This is a genomic window from Candidatus Nanopelagicales bacterium (genome assembly GCA_041393815.1).
Classification (GTDB): Bacteria; Actinomycetota; Actinomycetes; order S36-B12; family JAWKJK01; genus JAWKJK01.
Genome location: JAWKJK010000004.1, coordinates 183164 through 199428 on the forward strand (window position 1 = coordinate 183164; position 16265 = coordinate 199428).

Consider the following 16265-nt stretch of genomic DNA (forward strand, 5'->3'; position numbering starts at 1 on the left):
GCGTCGAAGGGGACCGTCATGACGCTCACCCGCACCGCCGTCCGCGTCCTGGCCACGACCGCGCTGACCGCCGCAGTCGCCGGCGGCGCGTTGGCAGCCGCCGGCCCCGCCGCCGCAGACCCGTGGGTCACCTGGTCGGTCATCACCGACGCCACCCCGGGCGGCGTGATCTCGACCCGGCCGTACGCGGGGACGATCGGCTCCACGACCCCGCGCCCCCTCGCCGCCGCGGACCGTGCCCTCGCGGTCGACGCCTCCGCGAACGGCCGGGTCGTGGCGTACGTGACGCAGCTCAAGGTCGCCGGCCGCGACCGGGCCCGCCGCGGGCTGACCGTCCTCGTCGCCGGCCGGGCCCGCACCGTCCTGACCGGGGGCGTCTCGGGGCGGCCCGACGTCTCCGTCGACGGCCGATACGTGACGTTCGGCCGGACCAACGGCTCGGTGTCCCGCTACGACGTGCGCACCCGCGCGATCACCCGGCTGTGCCGGGCCTGCACCGGGTTCCCCACCGGCGGCGACCTGCCCGGCCAGGTGGCCAACGTCGCGCTGTCCCCCGACACCCGGCACGTCGCGGTGTGGGGCTGGACCGACGGCGACGCGGAGGCACTGTCGATCTACCGCACCCGAGACGGGCGCCGGGTCGCGATCGACCGCTTCGGCGAGGGTGAGCCGGACATCACCATGTCCTGGACGACGGACTCGCGCCAGGTCGCGTACGCGGCCATCGCCCCCTACGACCCGAGCTCGCCGCAGATGGCCTGGACGACAGCGCTTCTCGGCATCGACGGCAAGGCGGGTACGACGGCCATCCGCTCCAGCGGCTCCGCGCGGCTCAGCGGTCCGATGCGCCTGGGCGGGGCGTGGTGGTACGTCCGCACCGCCGGGGTCGCACCGACGGCGAAGATCGCCACCGTGATGCGCACGACCTCCCTCCAGCGGCAGCCGACCGTGGTCGGCACCGTGCGGGTCAACCGGCTCTCCGGCTACCCGTACGTCGGCAACTGGTCACTCACGTCCCGCCGCCCCGCTGCCCTTCCCTGACCTGACCGCCCTGCCTGCCCGCCCTTCCCGACCTCTCCGCGAGTGCTCCGTTGTTGTCGTTCTGCTCGCCGGAGAACGACAACAACTGAGCAACGGACGGTGGGGACGGCGCTGCGGGCAGCGGTCCGGAGGGGATCGGCGGTCCGGAGGGGAACGGGGGATCGCGGTCCGGCGGGGATCGCGGGTCAGTCGGGGTCGGCGTCGGGCAGATGCAGTCGCCGGGCGGCCTCCGCCACCGACCCGGACAGGCTCGGGTACACCGTGAACGACGACGCCACCTGGTCCACGGTCAACCGGTGCTCGACGGCCATGGTCAGCGGGTAGATGAGCTCGCTCGCACGCGGCGCCACCACCACGCCGCCGACCACGATCCGGGTTCCCTTGCGGCAGAACACCTTCACGAACCCGTCGCGAATCTCCTGCATCTTCGCTCGGGCGTTCGTCGCCAGCGGCAGGGTCACCTGGTCGGCGTTGATGCGGCCCTCATCGATGTCGCGCTGCGTCACCCCGACGGTCGCGATCTCCGGCTCGGTGAAGACGTTGCTGGACACCGTCTTCAGGTCCAGCGGCGCCACGGCGTCCCCGAGCGAGTGCCACATCGCGATCCGTCCCTGCATGGCGGCCACCGACGCGAGCATGAACACGCCGGTGCAGTCCCCCGCCGCGTAGACGCCGCGGGCCGACGTGCGCGACACCCGGTCCACCTGTACGAAGCCGCCCGGTCCGAGGGTGACGCCCGCCTCCGCCAGCCCGATGCCCTCGGTGTTCGGCAGCGAGCCGACCGCCATCAGCACGTGCGACCCCTCGACGGTGCGGCCGTCCTCCAGGGTCACGACCACACCGTCGCCCTCGCGCCGCGCGGCCTGCGCCCGTGCCCGTGACAGCACGGTCATCCCGCGCCGGCGGAACACCTCCTCCAGCACCGCCGCCGCGTCGGGGTCCTCGCCCGGCAGCACGTGCTCCCGCGAGGACACCAGGACGACATCGGATCCGAGTGCGTTGTAGGCCGAGGCGAACTCCGCTCCGGTGACACCGGATCCCACCACGATGAGCCGCTCCGGCAGCGCCGGGAGGTCGTACACCTGCTCCCAGGTGAGGATCCGCTCGCCGTCGGGCACGGCGTCGGGCAGCACGCGCGGGCGCGCACCGGTGGCCACCAGGACGACGTCGGCGTCGTACGCCTCCGACCCGCCGCCCGCGAGGTCGGCCACGACCCGGCTCGGTCCGTCCAGCCGTCCGATGCCCGGGACCACACGGACCCCGTCGCGGTCCAGGCGCCGCGCGATGTCGGCACTCTGCGCCTGCGCCAGCCGCTTCACCCGGTCGTTGACGACGCCGAGGTCCACGCCGATGACGTCGGCGCTGGGCGGCGCCCCGCCGATCCGCACGCCGAGGTCGCCGCTGTCCTCGGCCAGCGTGATGACCTCCGCGGTCGCGATCAGCGCCTTGCTGGGCACGCAGTCGGTGAGCACGGCGGAGCCGCCGGGCCCGTCCCGGTCGACGACCGTCACCTCCGCACCGAGCTGCGCCGCGACCAGCGCCGCCTCGTACCCGCCCGGACCGCCGCCGACCACCACCACCCTCGCCACGCCCGGCATTGTGTCGCACCCGCACACCCGGGGTCGGCCCGTACCCTTGAGGCCCGTGGCGCTCTACGCGGCCTACGGCCCCAACCTGGACCCGCACCGGATGGCGGAGCGGGCGCCCTACTCCCCCGTCCGCGGCTCCGGCTGGCTGGCCGGCTGGCGACTCACCTTCGGCGGCGACGACATCGGCTGGGACGGCGCCCTCGCCACCGTGGTGGAGGACCCGCTAGAGCAGGTCTTCGTGATGCTGTACGAGGTCTCCGACGCCGACGAGCGCCGGCTGGACGCCTGGGAGGGCACCGACCTCGGCCTGTGGAACAAGATCCGGGTCCGCGTGCAGACGCTCGAGGGCGACGTGCTGGCCTGGCTGTACGTCCTCGACGGGTGGGAGGGCGGACTGCCCTCGGCGCACTACCTGGGCGTGATCGCCGACGCCGCGGAGGCCGCAGGGGCGCCGGCCGACTACGTCGCGGACCTGCGGTCGCGGGAGTGCCGCTCGATCGGGCCGTAGCCACGCGCCGCCGGCCCGGCACGCACTACCGTCGAGCCGTGACGGAGCAGCCCGGGAACGCCCCCGCAGCCGACTTGTTCGCCGACCCCTCGGAGGCCGCGCGCCGCGCAGCGGCGGACCTCGCCCGCGTGACCGGCGTACCCCAGCACGACGTCGCCCTCGTCATGGGCTCGGGCTGGGTGCCCGCCGCGGAGATGCTCGGCGAGACGGTGGCCGACGTGGCCTGGACCGAGCTGTACGGGTTCCCGCCGCCGTCCGCGCTGGGTCACGCCGGTCGGGTGCGCTCGGTGCGAGCGGGCGACGTCCGGGTGCTGGTGTTCCTCGGCCGGACCCATCTGTACGAGGACCGCGGCGTCGAGCCGGTCGTGCACGCCGTGCGCACGGGGGCAGCCGCCGGCTGCCGGATCATGGTGCTCACCAACGGCTGCGGCGGCCTGGACCCCTCCTGGAGCCCGGGAACCCCGGTGCTCATCAGCGACCACATCAACCTGACGGCGACGTCACCCATCCGGGGCGCGAACTTCGTCGATGTCACCGATCTGTACTCCCCGCGGCTGCGCGCACTGTGCCGCGAGGTGGACCCGTCACTCGCCGAGGGCGTATACGTCCAGATGCGCGGCCCGCAGTACGAGACCCCGGCCGAGATCCGGATGGTCCGCACCATCGGCGGCACGCTCGTCGGGATGTCCACGGTGCTGGAGGCGATCGCCGCGCGCGAGGCCGGGCTGGAGGTCCTGGGGATCTCACTGGTGACCAACATGGCCGCGGGCATGACCGGGGAGCCGCTGAACGCGCAGGAGGTCATCGACGCCGGCCAGGCCGCGGCGACCCGGATGGGCGACCTGCTGTCTCGGGTGGTCGTCCGGCTGTGACCGCCGGAACCGTCCTGGTCACGGGGTCCGCGGGGGCGGTCGGCTCGGCGCTGGTGCCACGTCTCGCGGCCGCCGGCTGGGCGCTGCGGCTGGTCGACCGCGTACCCGGGAGCGGCTTCGCCGTCGAGCCGCCGCACACCGAGACCGTCGGCGACTGCTTCGACGACGCGGTCCTCGACGCCGTCCTGCCCGGCTGCGACGCGGTCGTGCACCTCGCCGCCGTCGCCGGCGAGGCACCCGTGGAGGAGATCGCCGCGTCACACATCGTCGGGACCGCGCGGGTGCTGGAGGCCGCCCGGCGCAACGGCGTGCGCCGCGTCGTCGCAGCGTCCAGCAACCACGCGGTGGGCTTCACGCCGCGGGCCGACCTGGTCGGCGTGGATGTACGTCCCCGGCCGGACTCGTTCTACGGGATGGGCAAGGTCGCGACCGAGGCGTTGTGCTCGCTCTACGCCGACCGGTACGGGATGCAGACCGCGTGCCTGCGCATCGGCACCTCGATCCCCCGGCCACTGACGCGGCGGCACCTGTCCACCTGGCTGTCCCCGGACGACCTCGGCCGGCTGGTCGACGCCTGCCTGCGCGCCCCGGACCTGACGTACGCGGTGGTCTACGGCATCTCGGCGAACACCCGCCGCTGGTGGGACCTGGACCCCGGCCGCGCCCTGGGCTACGACCCACAGGACGACGCCGAGGCGTACGCGGCGGAGATCCTGGCGAGCACCCCGGAACAGACACCCGACGACGACGAGTACCGCTTCCTCGGCGGCTCCTTCGCGCACGTCGACGGATGGCACGACCCCCGACCGACACCCCCGGAGGTGGAGCGGTGACCACGCTGCCCGACGAGACCCGCGCGCGCGCCGAGGCCTGGCTGGCGGAGGACCCCGACCCGCAGACCCGGCAGCGGCTGACCGAGCTGCTCGCCGCTGCCGACGGCGGGGACGCGGCCGCCGCCTCGGAGGTCGCCGACGCCTTCGACGGCCGGCTGCAGTTCGGCACCGCCGGGCTGCGCGGGGCCCTCGGACCCGGACCGAACCGGATGAACCGCGTCGTGGTCATCCGCGCCGCCGCCGGTCTGGCCGACTACCTGCGCGAGCGCGGGGGTGGGGCGGCCGTCGTCGGCTACGACGCGCGCACCAACTCCGACGTGTTCGCGCGGGACACCGCCGCGGTGATGCGCGGTGCCGGGCTGTCCGCGATGGTGCTGCCAAGGCCGCTGCCGACGCCGGTGCTGGCGTACGCGATCCGCGCCCTGGGCTGCGCCGCCGGCGTGATGGTCACGGCGAGCCACAACCCCCCGCAGGACAACGGCTACAAGGTCTACCTCGGCGACGGCTCGCAGATCGTGCCGCCCGCCGACGCGGAGATCTCGGCCTGTATCGACGCCGTCGGGCCGCTGGCCGACGTACCCCTCGGCGGTGAGTGGGACACGCTGTCCGACTCAATCGCGGACGACTACCTGGCCCGGGCCGTGTCACTCGTGCTGGACGACTCTCCGCGGCACGTGCGCGTCGTCTACACCCCGATGCACGGCGTGGGTGGCGACATCGTCGTGAGCGCGCTCGAGCGCGCCGGGTTCCCGGAGCCCGTCGTGGTCGCGCCGCAGTTCGACCCCGACCCGGCGTTCCCGACCGTGTCCTTCCCCAACCCGGAGGAACCGGGGGCGATGGACCTCGCCCTCGCCGAGGCGGAGCTGCACGAGGCCGACGTCGTCGTGGCCAACGACCCCGACGCGGACCGGTGCGCGCTCGCGGTGCCGACGCGTGAGGGCGGCTGGCGGATGCTGCGCGGCGACGAGGTCGGCGCGCTGCTGGGCTGGTGGATCCTCGAGCGCGGCGTGCGGTCCGGGCGCCCGGTGACGGGTGCGTACGCCTGCTCCATCGTCTCGTCCTCGCTGCTGGGGCGGATCGCGGCGGACGCCGGGCTGCCGTACGCGGAGACGCTCACCGGCTTCAAGTGGATCAGCCGGGTGCCGGGGCTGGCGTTCGGGTACGAGGAGGCACTGGGCTACTGCGTCGACCCCGACGGGGTGAAGGACAAGGACGGGGTGTCTGCGGCGCTGCTCCTGGTGGAGCTGGTGGCCACGCTGAAGGCCTCCGGCCGTACGGTCCACGACGTGCTGGACGACCTTGCCCGCCGCTTCGGGCTGCACGCGACCGACCAGCTGTCCGTCCGGGTCACCGACCTGTCCCTCATCGCCGACGCGATGGCCCGGCTGCGCGCGCAGCCGCCCACGTCCCTGGGCGGCCGGGCGGTGGAACGCCTGGACGACCTGGAGCGTGGCACGGCCGACCTGCCGCCGACCGATGGGCTGCGGTTCGTGCTGGCCGACCAGGGCCGGGTGATCATCCGGCCGAGCGGCACCGAGCCGAAGGTGAAGTGCTACCTCGAGGTGGTCGAGCCCGTCGACGCAGCCGCGGAGACGGGCGACGGGCACGCGGACGTGGACGCGGCCCGGGAACGGGCCGCCGCCTCCCTGGCCGCGATCAGCGCCGACGTCGCCGCCGCCCTCGGCATCTGACCCGCGCCTGCCCCCGCCTTTGTGAGCCGAACGGTCGCTACCCGGCAGTCGCGGCCCCCGGTAGCAACCGTTCGGCTCACTTCTGCGTGAAGGAGACCGTCTCGGGCCGCATCACCGGGCCGCATCACCGGGGCGTGCGCCGGCGGCCGGCTTCCCGCGTCCCCCTCCCACGACGGAATGAGTCCCCACGTTGCTTGGGAGCCGAATTCGGGCGCGTAAACGACGTGGGGACTCATTCGGCCGAAGAGAGGCGGGCGGAACGGACGGGAGCCGCGGTGACGCCCTCACCTGGTCCCCTCAGAGCGGGTCGGTGCGGAGGACGGCGTACGCAGCCAGGTCGTGCCGGCCGTCCGTGCGGGCCTGGGCGCCGCGCAGCACGCCCTCGAAGGTGAACCCGGCCCGCTCGAGCGCGCGGCGCTCCGCGACGTTCGTCACGTCGGTGGACGCCTCCACCCGGTCGATCGGGGTGGTGTCGAACAGGTGCCGGGCCAGCAGCCGCTGGGCCAGCGACCCCACCCCGCGGCCGCGGACGGAGGTCGCCAGCGCGATCCCCACGTTCCAGGCCAGCGAGCCGGCGTTCGGCCCGTAGTGCGTGCGGTGCCAGGACACGACCCCCCCGGGCACGCCGTCGACCTCCACCACCAGCCGGTGCACGACCCCGGCCGTCTCCTCCAGCGGCAGCCGCTCCCCCCAGTCCGACCAGGGGTCGTCGTCGACCTCGACCGGCGGCTCCCCCTCGACCGGCTCGCGCAGGACCACGCGCGCCCCCGACGAGGACGTCCCGACGGTCACGACACCCACAGCAGCACCGCCCCGACGACCGCAGCCACCGCTGCGGCGACCGCCACCCCCGCCCCCGCCGGCGCCCAGCCGGACCACACCTCGCCCGGACTGGACGGCCCGAGCTCGGCGGCCCGCTCCTGCAGGCGGTCGGTGGTCTCGAACGTCCGCGTCCCGTGGGCGGCCTGGTCCGGGTCCTTGCCGACCAGCGGCGCCGATCCCAGCGCGGTACGGGTGACTCCCGGTGGCCGCCCCCGCCGCGGGAGCGCGAAGCAGCGGACCACCAGGTCCCCGGCGTGGATGCGGACCACGTCGGTCAGGTCCACCTCCGTCACGCACCCCCACGGCACCTCGGTCGTGCGCAGCGGGTTGGCCACCACCACCCGGGTGGGCTGCTCGGCGACGAGCGGCCTGACCCCCAGGACGTAGGAGACCCCGCCGAGGGCCAGCGCCAGCAGTGCGGCGCCGGCGCGGTCGCCCCAGGACGCCTCGCGCGCGAAGGCCAGCGCGTTGACCAGCGCGATGCCCGCGGCCACGAGGAAGAACCAGCCGAGCACCAGGCCCAGCCCGAGACGGTGCACCTGGAAGCCGGCAGGGCCGGCAGGTCCGGAGGCGGCGGTCACGCCCCGCATCGTGCCACCCGGGCCGCCACGCGCCACTACTGTGGGCCGGTGACCGCGACCGCGTCCGACCGGGTCGGACTCCTCGACCACCTCGACGACGTGGCGGCCTCCGACGCCACGCTGCGGCGCTTCCTGCACGGCCTCCCCGGCGTCGACCAGGTCGGCGCGGAGGCCCGCACCGCCGCCCTGTCCACCCGGTCCATCAAGACCAGCGCCAAGGAGTGGGCGCTGGACCTGGTGATCCGGATGATGGACCTCACCACGCTGGAGGGGATGGACACCCCCGGCAAGGTGCGCGCCCTGTGCGCCAAGGCCCTGCGCCCGGACCCGACCGACCCGACCACCCCGCACGTGGCGGCCGTCTGCGTCTACAACGACATGGTCGGCCTGGCCCGGGAGGCCGTGGGGGACAGCGGGGTGCACGTGGCCGCGGTCGCCACCGCCTTCCCGTCGGGACGTGCCAGCCTGCCGGTGAAGATCGCCGACACCACCGACGCCGTCGACGCCGGCGCGGACGAGATCGACATGGTCATCGACCGGGGCGCGTTCCTCGCCGGCCGCTATCTGCAGGTGTTCGAGGAGATCGTCGCGGTGAAGCAGGCCTGTCGCGACGCGCACCTGAAGGTGATCCTGGAGACCGGCGAGCTGCAGACCTACGACAACGTGCGACGCGCGTCCTGGCTGGCGATGCTCGCAGGGGGCGACTTCATCAAGACCAGCACCGGCAAGATCTCGCCGGCCGCCACGCTGCCCGTGACGCTGGTGATGCTCGAAGCGGTGCGCGACTGGCGCGACGCGACAGGCCGCATGGTGGGGGTCAAGCCCGCCGGGGGGATCCGTACGAGCAAGGACGCGATCCGCTACCTGGTGATGGTCAACGAGACCGTCGGCGACGACTGGCTCAACCCGGACATGTTCCGCTTCGGCGCGTCGAGCCTGCTCAACGACGTGCTGCTGCAGCGGCAGAAGATCAGCACCGGCCGCTACTCCGGCCCCGACTACGTGACGCTGGACTGAGGACGCCATGCCGTTCGAGTACGCACCCGCCCCCGAGTCGCGCGACGTCGTCGACATCGCGCCCTCGTACGGGCTGTTCATCAACGGGGACTTCGTCGACAGCGCCGACGGGTCGGTGTTCAAGACGGTCAATCCGGCCACGGAGGAGGTGCTGTCGGCGGTCACCGAGGCCAGCGCCGCCGACGTCGACCTGGCGGTGAAGGCCGCGCGCACCGCGTACACGAAGGTCTGGTCCAAGACATCCGGCCGGGACCGCGGGCTGTACCTGTTCCGCATCGCGCGGCTGATCCAGGAGCGGTCCCGCGAGCTCGCCGTGCTGGAGACGCTGGACAACGGCAAGCCGATCAAGGAGTCCCGCGACGTCGACCTGCCCCTGGTGGCGGCGCACTTCTTCTACCACGCGGGCTGGGCGGACAAGCTGGGCTACGCGGGCCTCGGGCCGGAACCGAGGCCGCTGGGCGTGGTGGGCCAGATCATCCCGTGGAACTTCCCGCTGCTCATGCTGGCGTGGAAGGTCGCACCCGCGCTCGCGGCCGGCAACACCGTGGTGCTCAAGCCGGCAGAGACCACGCCGCTGACGGCGCTGGCGTTCGCCGACATCTGTCGGCAGGCGGAGCTGCCGCCGGGCGTCGTCAACATCGTCACCGGCGCGGGCGCCACCGGCCGGGCGCTGGTCGAGCACCCGGACGTGGACAAGATCGCGTTCACCGGGTCCACCGACGTGGGCAAGCAGATCCAGCGCGCCGTGGCCGGGACCCGCAAGCGGCTCACCCTGGAGCTCGGCGGCAAGGCAGCGAACATGGTGTTCGACGACGCGCCGATCGACCAGGCCGTCGAGGGCATCGTCAACGGCATCTTCTTCAACCAGGGGCACGTGTGCTGCGCTGGCTCCCGGCTGCTGGTGCAGGAGTCGGTCCAGGACGAGTTCCTGACGTCGCTGAAGCGCCGGCTGTCCACGCTGCGCCTCGGCGACCCGATGGACAAGAACACCGACATCGGCGCGATCAACTCGCAGGTCCAGCTGGCCCGGATCGAGGAGCTCACCAAGGCGGGGGACGACGAGGGTGCGGAGCGGTGGAGTGCGCCGTGCACGATCCCCGAGCGGGGCTGGTGGTACCCGCCGACGGTGTTCACCAACGTCAGCCAGGCCCACCGGATCGCCCGGGAGGAGATCTTCGGCCCGGTCCTGTCGGTGCTGACCTTCCGCACCCCGTCGGAGGCCATCGAGAAGGCGAACAACACGCCGTACGGGCTGTCCGCGGGGATCTGGACCGAGAAGGGCTCGCGGATCCTCGCGATGGCCTCGAAGGTGCGCGCCGGGGTGGTGTGGGCCAACACCTACAACCACTTCGACCCGACCAGCCCGTTCGGCGGCTACAAGGAGTCCGGGTTCGGCCGCGAGGGCGGCCGGCAGGGGCTCGAGGCCTACCTGGACGTCGAGTGAGGGCGGGGACGCGATGAGCGAGCGGGTGGACGTCCGCAAGACGTACAAGATCTTCGTCGGCGGCAAGTTCCCGCGGTCGGAGAGCGGGCGCACGTACGAGGTGACCGACGCCAAGGGGCGCTTCCTGGCCAACGCGGCGCTGGCGTCGCGCAAGGACGCGCGCGACGCGGTGGTCGCCGCCCGGGCGGCCTTCTCCGGGTGGAGCAGGGCCACGGCCTACAACCGCGGCCAGGTGCTCTACCGGGTGGCGGAGCTGATGGAGGGCCGCCGGGCCCAGTTCGAGGCCGAGGTGGCCCGGGCGGAGGGCGTGTCCGACCGCAAGGCGGCCGCGACCGTGGACGCGACGATCGACCGCTGGGTCTGGTACGCCGGCTGGGCGGACAAGCTGGCCCAGGTGCTGGGCAACTCCAACCCGGTCGCGGGACCGTTCTTCAACTTCTCCTTCCCCGAGCCGACCGGCGTGGTCGCCGTCATCGCGCCGCAGAGGTCGACCCTGCTGGGCCTGGCGTCGGTGCTCGCGCCGGTGATCGTGTCGGGCAACACCGCGGTCGTCGTCGCGTCCCAGGCCGGCCCGCTGCCGGCAATCACGCTGACCGAGGTGCTCGCCACCTCCGACGTGCCCGGTGGCGTCGTGAACGTCCTCACCGGCAGCGCCCGCGAGATCGGCCCCTGGCTGGCGTCCCACATGGACGTCAACGCCCTCGACCTGGCCGGCGTCGACGACGCCGACCTCGCCCGCCAGATGGAGGCGGCCGCGGCCGACAACGTCAAGCGGGTGCTGCGGCCACCGGCCAAGGCGGACTGGTCCGCCGAGCCCGGTCTGGGGCGGATGCGGTCGTTCGTGGAGACGAAGACCGTGTGGCACCCGATCGGAGTGTGAGGTCACGGTGGCACCCCTGCACCTGCACCGGCACGACGGCGACCCGGTGCGGCACGCCGGCGAGATCACCCGGGACTGGTGCCTGGACTCCGCCCGCCTGCGCGCGGCCCGGGTGGTCGAGTGCGGCGCCGGTGTCTTCGCCGTGCTGGACCCCTCGTACCCGAACAGCTACGACCACAACAAGATCGTCACGGCCGCGGACGCCGACGGGATCCGGCTGACCGGGCTGGCCGACGAGGTGCTCGGCGGTGCCGGGCTGGCCCATCGGCAGGTGGACGTCTACGACGAGGTCTCCGACTCGACGGTGGAGGCGTTCCGCCGCGAAGGCTACGACCACGACGCCGAGGTCCTGATGGCCTGCACGCCCGATCCGGCCGGGCCGCCGTCGGGTTCCCCCGAGGTCCACGAGGTCCCGGAGTCGGTCGTGGCCCCCACGGTCGAGGCGATGTGGCGCCGCGTGTGGCTGCCCGACGCCGACGACGCCTCCGTGCGCGACCTGGTGGAGCGGCGTCGGCTGCTGGACGTGGACGCGACCGTGCACCGGTTGGCGGTCCTGGACCACGCGGGGACCGTGGCGGCGAACGCGGACCTGGTGATCCGGTCCGCCGGGACCGCTCCGCAGCGGGCCGGCGGACCGGTCGCCGAGCTCGACGGCGTGGAGACGCTGCCCGAGCACCGCGGTCACGGCTTCGGCGACGCGATCGTGGCCCGTGCGCTCCAGGTCGCCGCCGAGCAGGGCGCGGTCCTGGTCGTGCTGACGGCCATGCAGCACGACTGGCCGCGGGAGTGGTACGCCCGCCGCGGGTTCGCCGAGGTCGGGCCCGCGCACTCGTTCACCCGCCGTCCGCCGGGGATTCCCGCGACCGGGGGTCAGCCCACCGCGACCACGTCGTAGACGGCGAGCACCGCCCGCGGCGCCGGGTCGCCCGGAGCAGTCGCCCGCAGCGCAGCCCCGTCGACCACCACGTACAGCCGGTCGGAGTAGCCGCGGGCGGCGGCCGGGAGTCGAAGCCAGCTGGTGCGCGGCCCGGACCCCACCGACACGGCGCCCACCCGGACCGGTGCCCGGTCCCCGTGCTGCAGCAGCACCGTCACGGGCAGCGGTCGACCGGACGACGTCGTCGCCGACAGCCGCACCCGCAGCGCACGGGCCCGCGCCAGGCCCAGGCCCTGGCGCAGCTCCAGCCCGCCGTGGCCGTCCCCCGACGCGGTCGGACCCGGTGCCAGCCGCACCCGCGCCGCGTCGTCCCCGGATCCCGACGTCGCGGGCAGCAGGTGCGCGGACACCGGCCCGGTCGCCGCGGCCATCGCCCGGGGGTCGCGGCCGGTCTCGAAGCCGGCGACCCGCAGCGTGCGGCCCGGCCGGGCGACCCGGCGCTCGTCGTACCGGCCCCACACCGCGTCCGAGGGGACGGTCGAACGGCAGCCGTTGGCCACGACCACGGTGTTCCAGCTGGCGCGCGTCGTCCCGTACGGCAGGTCGACCGTGGCGATGCCCACGTGCGTCGCCCGCGGGTTGAGCAGGACCGCCCAGTGTCCCGGGGATCCGCGGTATTGGCCGAACACCTGGTCGGCGGTCACCCGCCGCCCGGGCGTGAACGGGACGTCCTCCCCCACCGTCGTCCACCGGCACCCGGCCGCGGACGCGAGCGCACCGATGTCGGGGGAGTGGCGCAGCCGTCGGGTGTCGCCGTTGTCGAACGAGCGGCGCTGGGCCTGCTCCCACAGGCCGCCGACCACGCGGAGGGGACGCAGGCCGCGTGCGGTGCGTGCCGCGTTGACCAGTGCCACCAGCCGGGCGTCGAGGTCGGTGGTCGCGGTGCCGTCCACGGGTGTGACCGTGGGCAGGACGGTCTGCGGCGTCGGCGCGGCCGAGGCGGGGGCACCCGCAGCAGGCAGCGCCAGCGCGGACGCGAGCAGCGCCGCGGTGACGGTGCCCGCCCGCCGGGGGAAACGGGAGGACATCGGGCCCAGTGTGCGGCACGACCCCGTACCGCGCCCAATCCCGTGCACCACAATGGCGGCGTGTCGGACCGTGCCGGGGCCTCGCCGCCGCGCCGGGTCGTGCTTCTGGCCGGCCCGTCCGGCAGCGGCAAGTCCACGATCGCCCGCGCCAGTGGCCTGCCCGTCGTCTGCCTGGACGACTTCTACAAGGACGGCGACGACCCGACCCTGCCCCGGTCGAACGACCTGGGGATCGTCGACTGGGACGACGTACGGGCCTGGCACGCCGACCGCGCCCTCGCGGCGCTGGAGCACCTGTGCTGGGAGGGCCAGGCCGACCTCCCGGTGTACGACATCTCCCAGGACCGGGCCACCGGGTCCCAGCACGTCGACGTGTCGAGCCACCGCGCGTTCGTGGCCGAGGGGGTCTTCGCCGGGGAGATCGTGCGGGCCTGCCGGGAGGCGGGGATCCTGCAGGCCGCTCTCGTCGTGCGGCGGCGGCCGTGGAAGAACTACGTGCGCCGGCTCGCACGGGACATCTCCGAACGACGCAAGTCCCCCGCCACGCTGGCCCAGCGCGGCTGGCTGCTCATGCGCGCGGAACCCGCGATCGTCGAGCGGCAGTGCGACCTCGGCTGCGAGCCGATCGACGCCCAGGCACTGCGGGTGCTGCTGGCCTCGCTGGCCGCCGGCTGACTCAGCCTTCCTCGGAGCGGCCGCGGCGGCGCCGCGACACCACCACGGCGCCGACTCCCACCAGCAGCAGCACGGCCGCGGCCGCCGCGAGCCGGGGCGCCCAGCGCTTGGTGGTGACGACGACCTCCTCCGCGGACGCGAGGGCCACCTGGACCCGGTCGACGACCTCCTCGGTGCGCTTCAGCGCCACCTGGGCCTGGGCGATCTCCTCCTGCGCCCGGGCGAGCCGGTCCTCCAGCGCGGTGCCACTCATCGCGACCTCCCTCGGTCCGGTCCGGGTCAGGCCCCGGTCGTCGTGGACGTGCCAGCCAGCTCGGCGCGCAGCAGCGCGTACCCGGGCTTGATGACGTCGTTGATCAGCGCCAGCCGCTCGTCGAACGGGATGAAGGCGCTCTTCATGGCGTTGACGGTCAGCCACTGAAGGTCGTCCAGCCCGTAGCCGAAGGCCTTCGACAGCTGGGTCATCTCGTGCGTCATCGACGTGTGCGACATCAGCCGGTTGTCGGTGTTGACCGTGACCCGGAAGCCCAGCCGCCGCAGCAGTCCGATCGGGTGCTCCGCGATGCTCGGTGCCGCGCCGGTCTGGATGTTCGACGTGGGACACATCTCCAGCGGGATGCGCCGGTCCCGGACGTACGCGGCGAGCCGACCCAGCGTCGCGGTCCCGTCCTCGGAGACCGTGATGTCGTCGACGATGCGGACACCGTGGCCGAGTCGGTCGGCACCGCACCACTGGATGGCCTCCCAGATGCTGGGCAGTCCGAACGCCTCCCCGGCGTGGATGGTGAAGTGCTCGTTCTCGCGCCGCAGGTACTCGAACGCGTCGAGGTGCCGGGTCGGCGGGAAGCCGGCCTCAGCGCCCGCGATGTCGAAGCCGACGACGCCGCGGTCCCGGAAGCGCACGACCAGCTCGGCGATCTCCTGGCTGCGGGCCGCGGTGCGCATCGCGGTGAGCAGCAACGCCATCCGGATCGGGTGGCCGGCCGCGTCCGCGCGCAGCTCACCGGCGGCGAACCCGGCGAGCACCGCCTCCACGACGTCGTCGAGGCTCAGCCCGTGGTTGGTGTGCAGCTCCGGGGCGAACCGGATCTCGGCATAGACGACGCCGTCCGCAGCCAGGTCCTCCGCGCACTCCGCGGCGACCCGCTCGATCGCCTCACGGGTCTGCATCACCGCGACGGTGTGCGCGAACGTCTCCAGGTAGCGCTCCAGCGAGCCCGAGTCCGCCGCCTCCTCGAACCAGCGCTGCAGCTCCTCCGGGTCGGTACTCGGCAGCCGGTCGTAGCCCTGCTCCCGGGCCAGGTCGATGATGGTCTGCGGGCGCAACCCGCCGTCAAGGTGGTCGTGCAGCAGCACCTTCGGCACTCGACGGACGAGGCCCTCCGGCAGCGGGGCGATACGGCCCGGTTCGGTCATGCGGTCACGCTATCGGTCCGCGCAGCCGCGCGGATCCCTCCCCGGACGGTGTGACCGACCCGGGGGACGGCAACGGATCGGTGCGCATTCGACCTGCCACCGCCCTAGGGTCGACGGAACGCCGGGGCGGTCGCCACGGGACGCGCGGACGAGGGAGGGACCATGACCGAGCAGGTGCTGTGGAAGGAAGACCCCGACGAGCGCGACTACCCGGCGGCATCCTCGTACCTGTCCCTGGTCGCCACGGCGGACCTGGTCACCCAGGTCGTCGCAGACCTGCAGAAGGCGCCGATCAGCCACTTCAAGGCCAAGGACATCCTGCGGGCCTCGCAGCTGGCTCTCCTCCCGGCGGACAACCAGCACGTGGCCAAGGACATCGACCGGGTGCAGAAGGGGACGCCGCTGTCACCGGTGCTGCTGGTGAGCGGAGCGCTCACGCGTGGGTTCCCGTTGCAGATCGCCGACGGCTACCACCGGGTGTGCGCGAGCTACCACCTGGCCGAGGACACCGACATCCCCTGCCGCATCGTGCCGCTGCCCGCGGACGGGTGAGCCGGACGGCGGCGCCGGTGGGCTACTCGCCCTCGCGGTGCGCCGCAGCCGGATCGAACGCCGGCAGGCAGACGGCGACGTACTCCGCACCCTCGTCGGAGACCCGGTAGCGCACCCGCTCCCCCGCCCGGGTCACCACCGCCTGGCCCGCGGTCACCTCGAGCGACCCGCCGGCGTGGTCGACCACCAGGGTGCCGCGCAGCACGACGGTGACCTCGTCGAAGTCCGGGGTCTGCGCGGGCTCGTCCCAGCCGGGCGGGGCCACCATGTGCGCGACGGACACCGCGGACTCGCCGGTCGTGACGCGGCCGACGTACTCGTCGATCACCTTGCCGCCGGGCACCGGGATCCGGGTGGGCGCGGGAACCAGTTCGGGCAC

At 73.8% G+C, this 16265-nt stretch carries 18 protein-coding genes; 11 read left to right on the top strand and 7 right to left on the bottom strand.

What is annotated here, in order from left to right; all coding sequences use genetic code 11:
• The first annotated feature begins 18 nt into the window (after nt 1–18).
• Nucleotides 19–1041: a hypothetical protein gene (locus R2737_13170; GenBank protein MEZ5117210.1), complete on the top strand. Its 1023-nt coding sequence runs from the start codon at nt 19–21 to the stop codon at nt 1039–1041.
• 185 nt (nt 1042–1226) lie between these two features.
• On the opposite strand, the gene R2737_13175 is transcribed toward R2737_13170, so the two are convergent.
• Nucleotides 1227–2630 (bottom strand): NAD(P)H-quinone dehydrogenase, encoded by a 1404-nt coding sequence (locus R2737_13175; GenBank protein ID MEZ5117211.1) that lies wholly within the window; start codon nt 2628–2630, stop codon nt 1227–1229.
• 55 nt (nt 2631–2685) lie between these two features.
• Here R2737_13175 and R2737_13180 point away from each other — a divergent pair, with 55 nt between their 5' ends.
• The 4 genes from R2737_13180 to R2737_13195 are packed head-to-tail and all read left to right on the top strand — an operon-like array spanning nt 2686 to nt 6534.
• Nucleotides 2686–3138, top strand: a complete 453-nt coding sequence (locus R2737_13180; GenBank protein MEZ5117212.1) for a gamma-glutamylcyclotransferase family protein — start codon at nt 2686–2688, stop codon at nt 3136–3138.
• A 38-nt stretch (nt 3139–3176) separates the two neighbouring features.
• Nucleotides 3177–4010 (top strand): purine-nucleoside phosphorylase, encoded by an 834-nt coding sequence (locus R2737_13185; GenBank protein MEZ5117213.1) that lies wholly within the window; start codon nt 3177–3179, stop codon nt 4008–4010.
• The gene (locus tag R2737_13190) at nt 4007–4843 is read left to right on the top strand and encodes an NAD(P)-dependent oxidoreductase (protein ID MEZ5117214.1); all 837 of its coding nucleotides are present in this window, start codon (nt 4007–4009) and stop codon (nt 4841–4843) included. Before R2737_13185 ends, R2737_13190 begins: the two co-directional genes overlap by 4 nt.
• Entirely contained in the window at nt 4840–6534 is a 1695-nt protein-coding gene (locus tag R2737_13195; protein ID MEZ5117215.1) for a phospho-sugar mutase, read from the top strand. The genes R2737_13190 and R2737_13195 overlap by 4 nt, the downstream gene beginning before the upstream one ends.
• A 297-nt stretch (nt 6535–6831) precedes the next feature.
• On the opposite strand, the gene R2737_13200 is transcribed toward R2737_13195, so the two are convergent.
• Nucleotides 6832–7326, bottom strand: coding sequence for a GNAT family protein (locus R2737_13200; GenBank protein ID MEZ5117216.1), 495 nt, complete (start codon nt 7324–7326; stop codon nt 6832–6834).
• Nucleotides 7323–7937, bottom strand: coding sequence for a hypothetical protein (locus R2737_13205; GenBank protein MEZ5117217.1), 615 nt, complete (start codon nt 7935–7937; stop codon nt 7323–7325). Before R2737_13205 ends, R2737_13200 begins: the two co-directional genes overlap by 4 nt.
• Before the next feature lie 48 nt (nt 7938–7985).
• On the opposite strand from R2737_13205, the gene deoC reads away from it, so the two are divergent.
• The 4 genes from deoC to R2737_13225 are packed head-to-tail and all read left to right on the top strand — an operon-like array spanning nt 7986 to nt 12173.
• On the top strand, nt 7986–8954 hold the full coding sequence (deoC, locus tag R2737_13210) for a deoxyribose-phosphate aldolase (GenBank protein ID MEZ5117218.1): 969 nt from the start codon (nt 7986–7988) through the stop codon (nt 8952–8954).
• Nucleotides 8955–8961: 7 nt separating this feature from the next.
• Nucleotides 8962–10398 carry an aldehyde dehydrogenase family protein gene (locus R2737_13215; GenBank protein ID MEZ5117219.1) on the top strand — a complete coding sequence of 479 codons (1437 nt, stop codon included), beginning with the start codon at nt 8962–8964 and terminating at the stop codon, nt 10396–10398.
• Between the two features lie 13 nt (nt 10399–10411).
• Entirely contained in the window at nt 10412–11278 is an 867-nt protein-coding gene (locus tag R2737_13220; protein MEZ5117220.1) for an aldehyde dehydrogenase family protein, read from the top strand.
• 7 nt (nt 11279–11285) lie between these two features.
• Complete coding sequence (locus R2737_13225) at nt 11286–12173, top strand: GNAT family N-acetyltransferase (GenBank protein MEZ5117221.1); 888 nt, start codon at nt 11286–11288, stop codon at nt 12171–12173.
• On the opposite strand, the gene R2737_13230 is transcribed toward R2737_13225, so the two are convergent.
• On the bottom strand, nt 12149–13243 hold the full coding sequence (locus R2737_13230; GenBank protein MEZ5117222.1) for a CAP domain-containing protein: 1095 nt from the start codon (nt 13241–13243) through the stop codon (nt 12149–12151). The genes R2737_13225 and R2737_13230 overlap by 25 nt on opposite strands.
• A 60-nt stretch (nt 13244–13303) precedes the next feature.
• On the opposite strand from R2737_13230, the gene R2737_13235 reads away from it, so the two are divergent.
• On the top strand, nt 13304–13918 hold the full coding sequence (locus R2737_13235) for a uridine kinase (GenBank protein ID MEZ5117223.1): 615 nt from the start codon (nt 13304–13306) through the stop codon (nt 13916–13918).
• 1 nt (nt 13919) lies between these two features.
• Here R2737_13235 and R2737_13240 read toward each other — a convergent pair whose 3' ends face one another.
• Both R2737_13240 and R2737_13245 read right to left on the bottom strand, forming a co-directional pair.
• Entirely contained in the window at nt 13920–14171 is a 252-nt protein-coding gene (locus R2737_13240; protein ID MEZ5117224.1) for a hypothetical protein, read from the bottom strand.
• Nucleotides 14172–14197: 26 nt separating this feature from the next.
• On the bottom strand, nt 14198–15334 hold the full coding sequence (locus R2737_13245) for an adenosine deaminase (protein ID MEZ5117225.1): 1137 nt from the start codon (nt 15332–15334) through the stop codon (nt 14198–14200).
• Between the two features lie 162 nt (nt 15335–15496).
• Between R2737_13245 and R2737_13250 the strand changes: the two genes are divergently transcribed.
• Nucleotides 15497–15886 (top strand): hypothetical protein, encoded by a 390-nt coding sequence (locus R2737_13250; GenBank protein ID MEZ5117226.1) that lies wholly within the window; start codon nt 15497–15499, stop codon nt 15884–15886.
• A gap of 22 nt (nt 15887–15908) precedes the next feature.
• On the opposite strand, the gene R2737_13255 is transcribed toward R2737_13250, so the two are convergent.
• A complete protein-coding gene (locus R2737_13255; GenBank protein MEZ5117227.1) occupies nt 15909–16265 on the bottom strand; it encodes a hypothetical protein in 357 nt (118 codons plus the stop codon).

Bases quoted from the DNA above. Each gene is read 5' to 3' on its own strand.
- R2737_13170 (MEZ5117210.1), top strand. From the start codon at position 19: ATGACGCTCACCCGCACCGCCGTCCGCGTCCTGGCCACGACCGCGCTG.
- R2737_13230 (MEZ5117222.1), bottom strand. From the start codon at position 13,243: ATGTCCTCCCGTTTCCCCCGGCGGGCGGGCACCGTCACCGCGGCGCTG.
- R2737_13240 (MEZ5117224.1), bottom strand. From the start codon at position 14,171: ATGAGTGGCACCGCGCTGGAGGACCGGCTCGCCCGGGCGCAGGAGGAG.
- R2737_13220 (MEZ5117220.1), top strand. From the start codon at position 10,412: ATGAGCGAGCGGGTGGACGTCCGCAAGACGTACAAGATCTTCGTCGGC.
- R2737_13215 (MEZ5117219.1), top strand. From the start codon at position 8,962: ATGCCGTTCGAGTACGCACCCGCCCCCGAGTCGCGCGACGTCGTCGAC.
- R2737_13245 (MEZ5117225.1), bottom strand. From the start codon at position 15,334: ATGACCGAACCGGGCCGTATCGCCCCGCTGCCGGAGGGCCTCGTCCGT.
- R2737_13250 (MEZ5117226.1), top strand. From the start codon at position 15,497: ATGACCGAGCAGGTGCTGTGGAAGGAAGACCCCGACGAGCGCGACTAC.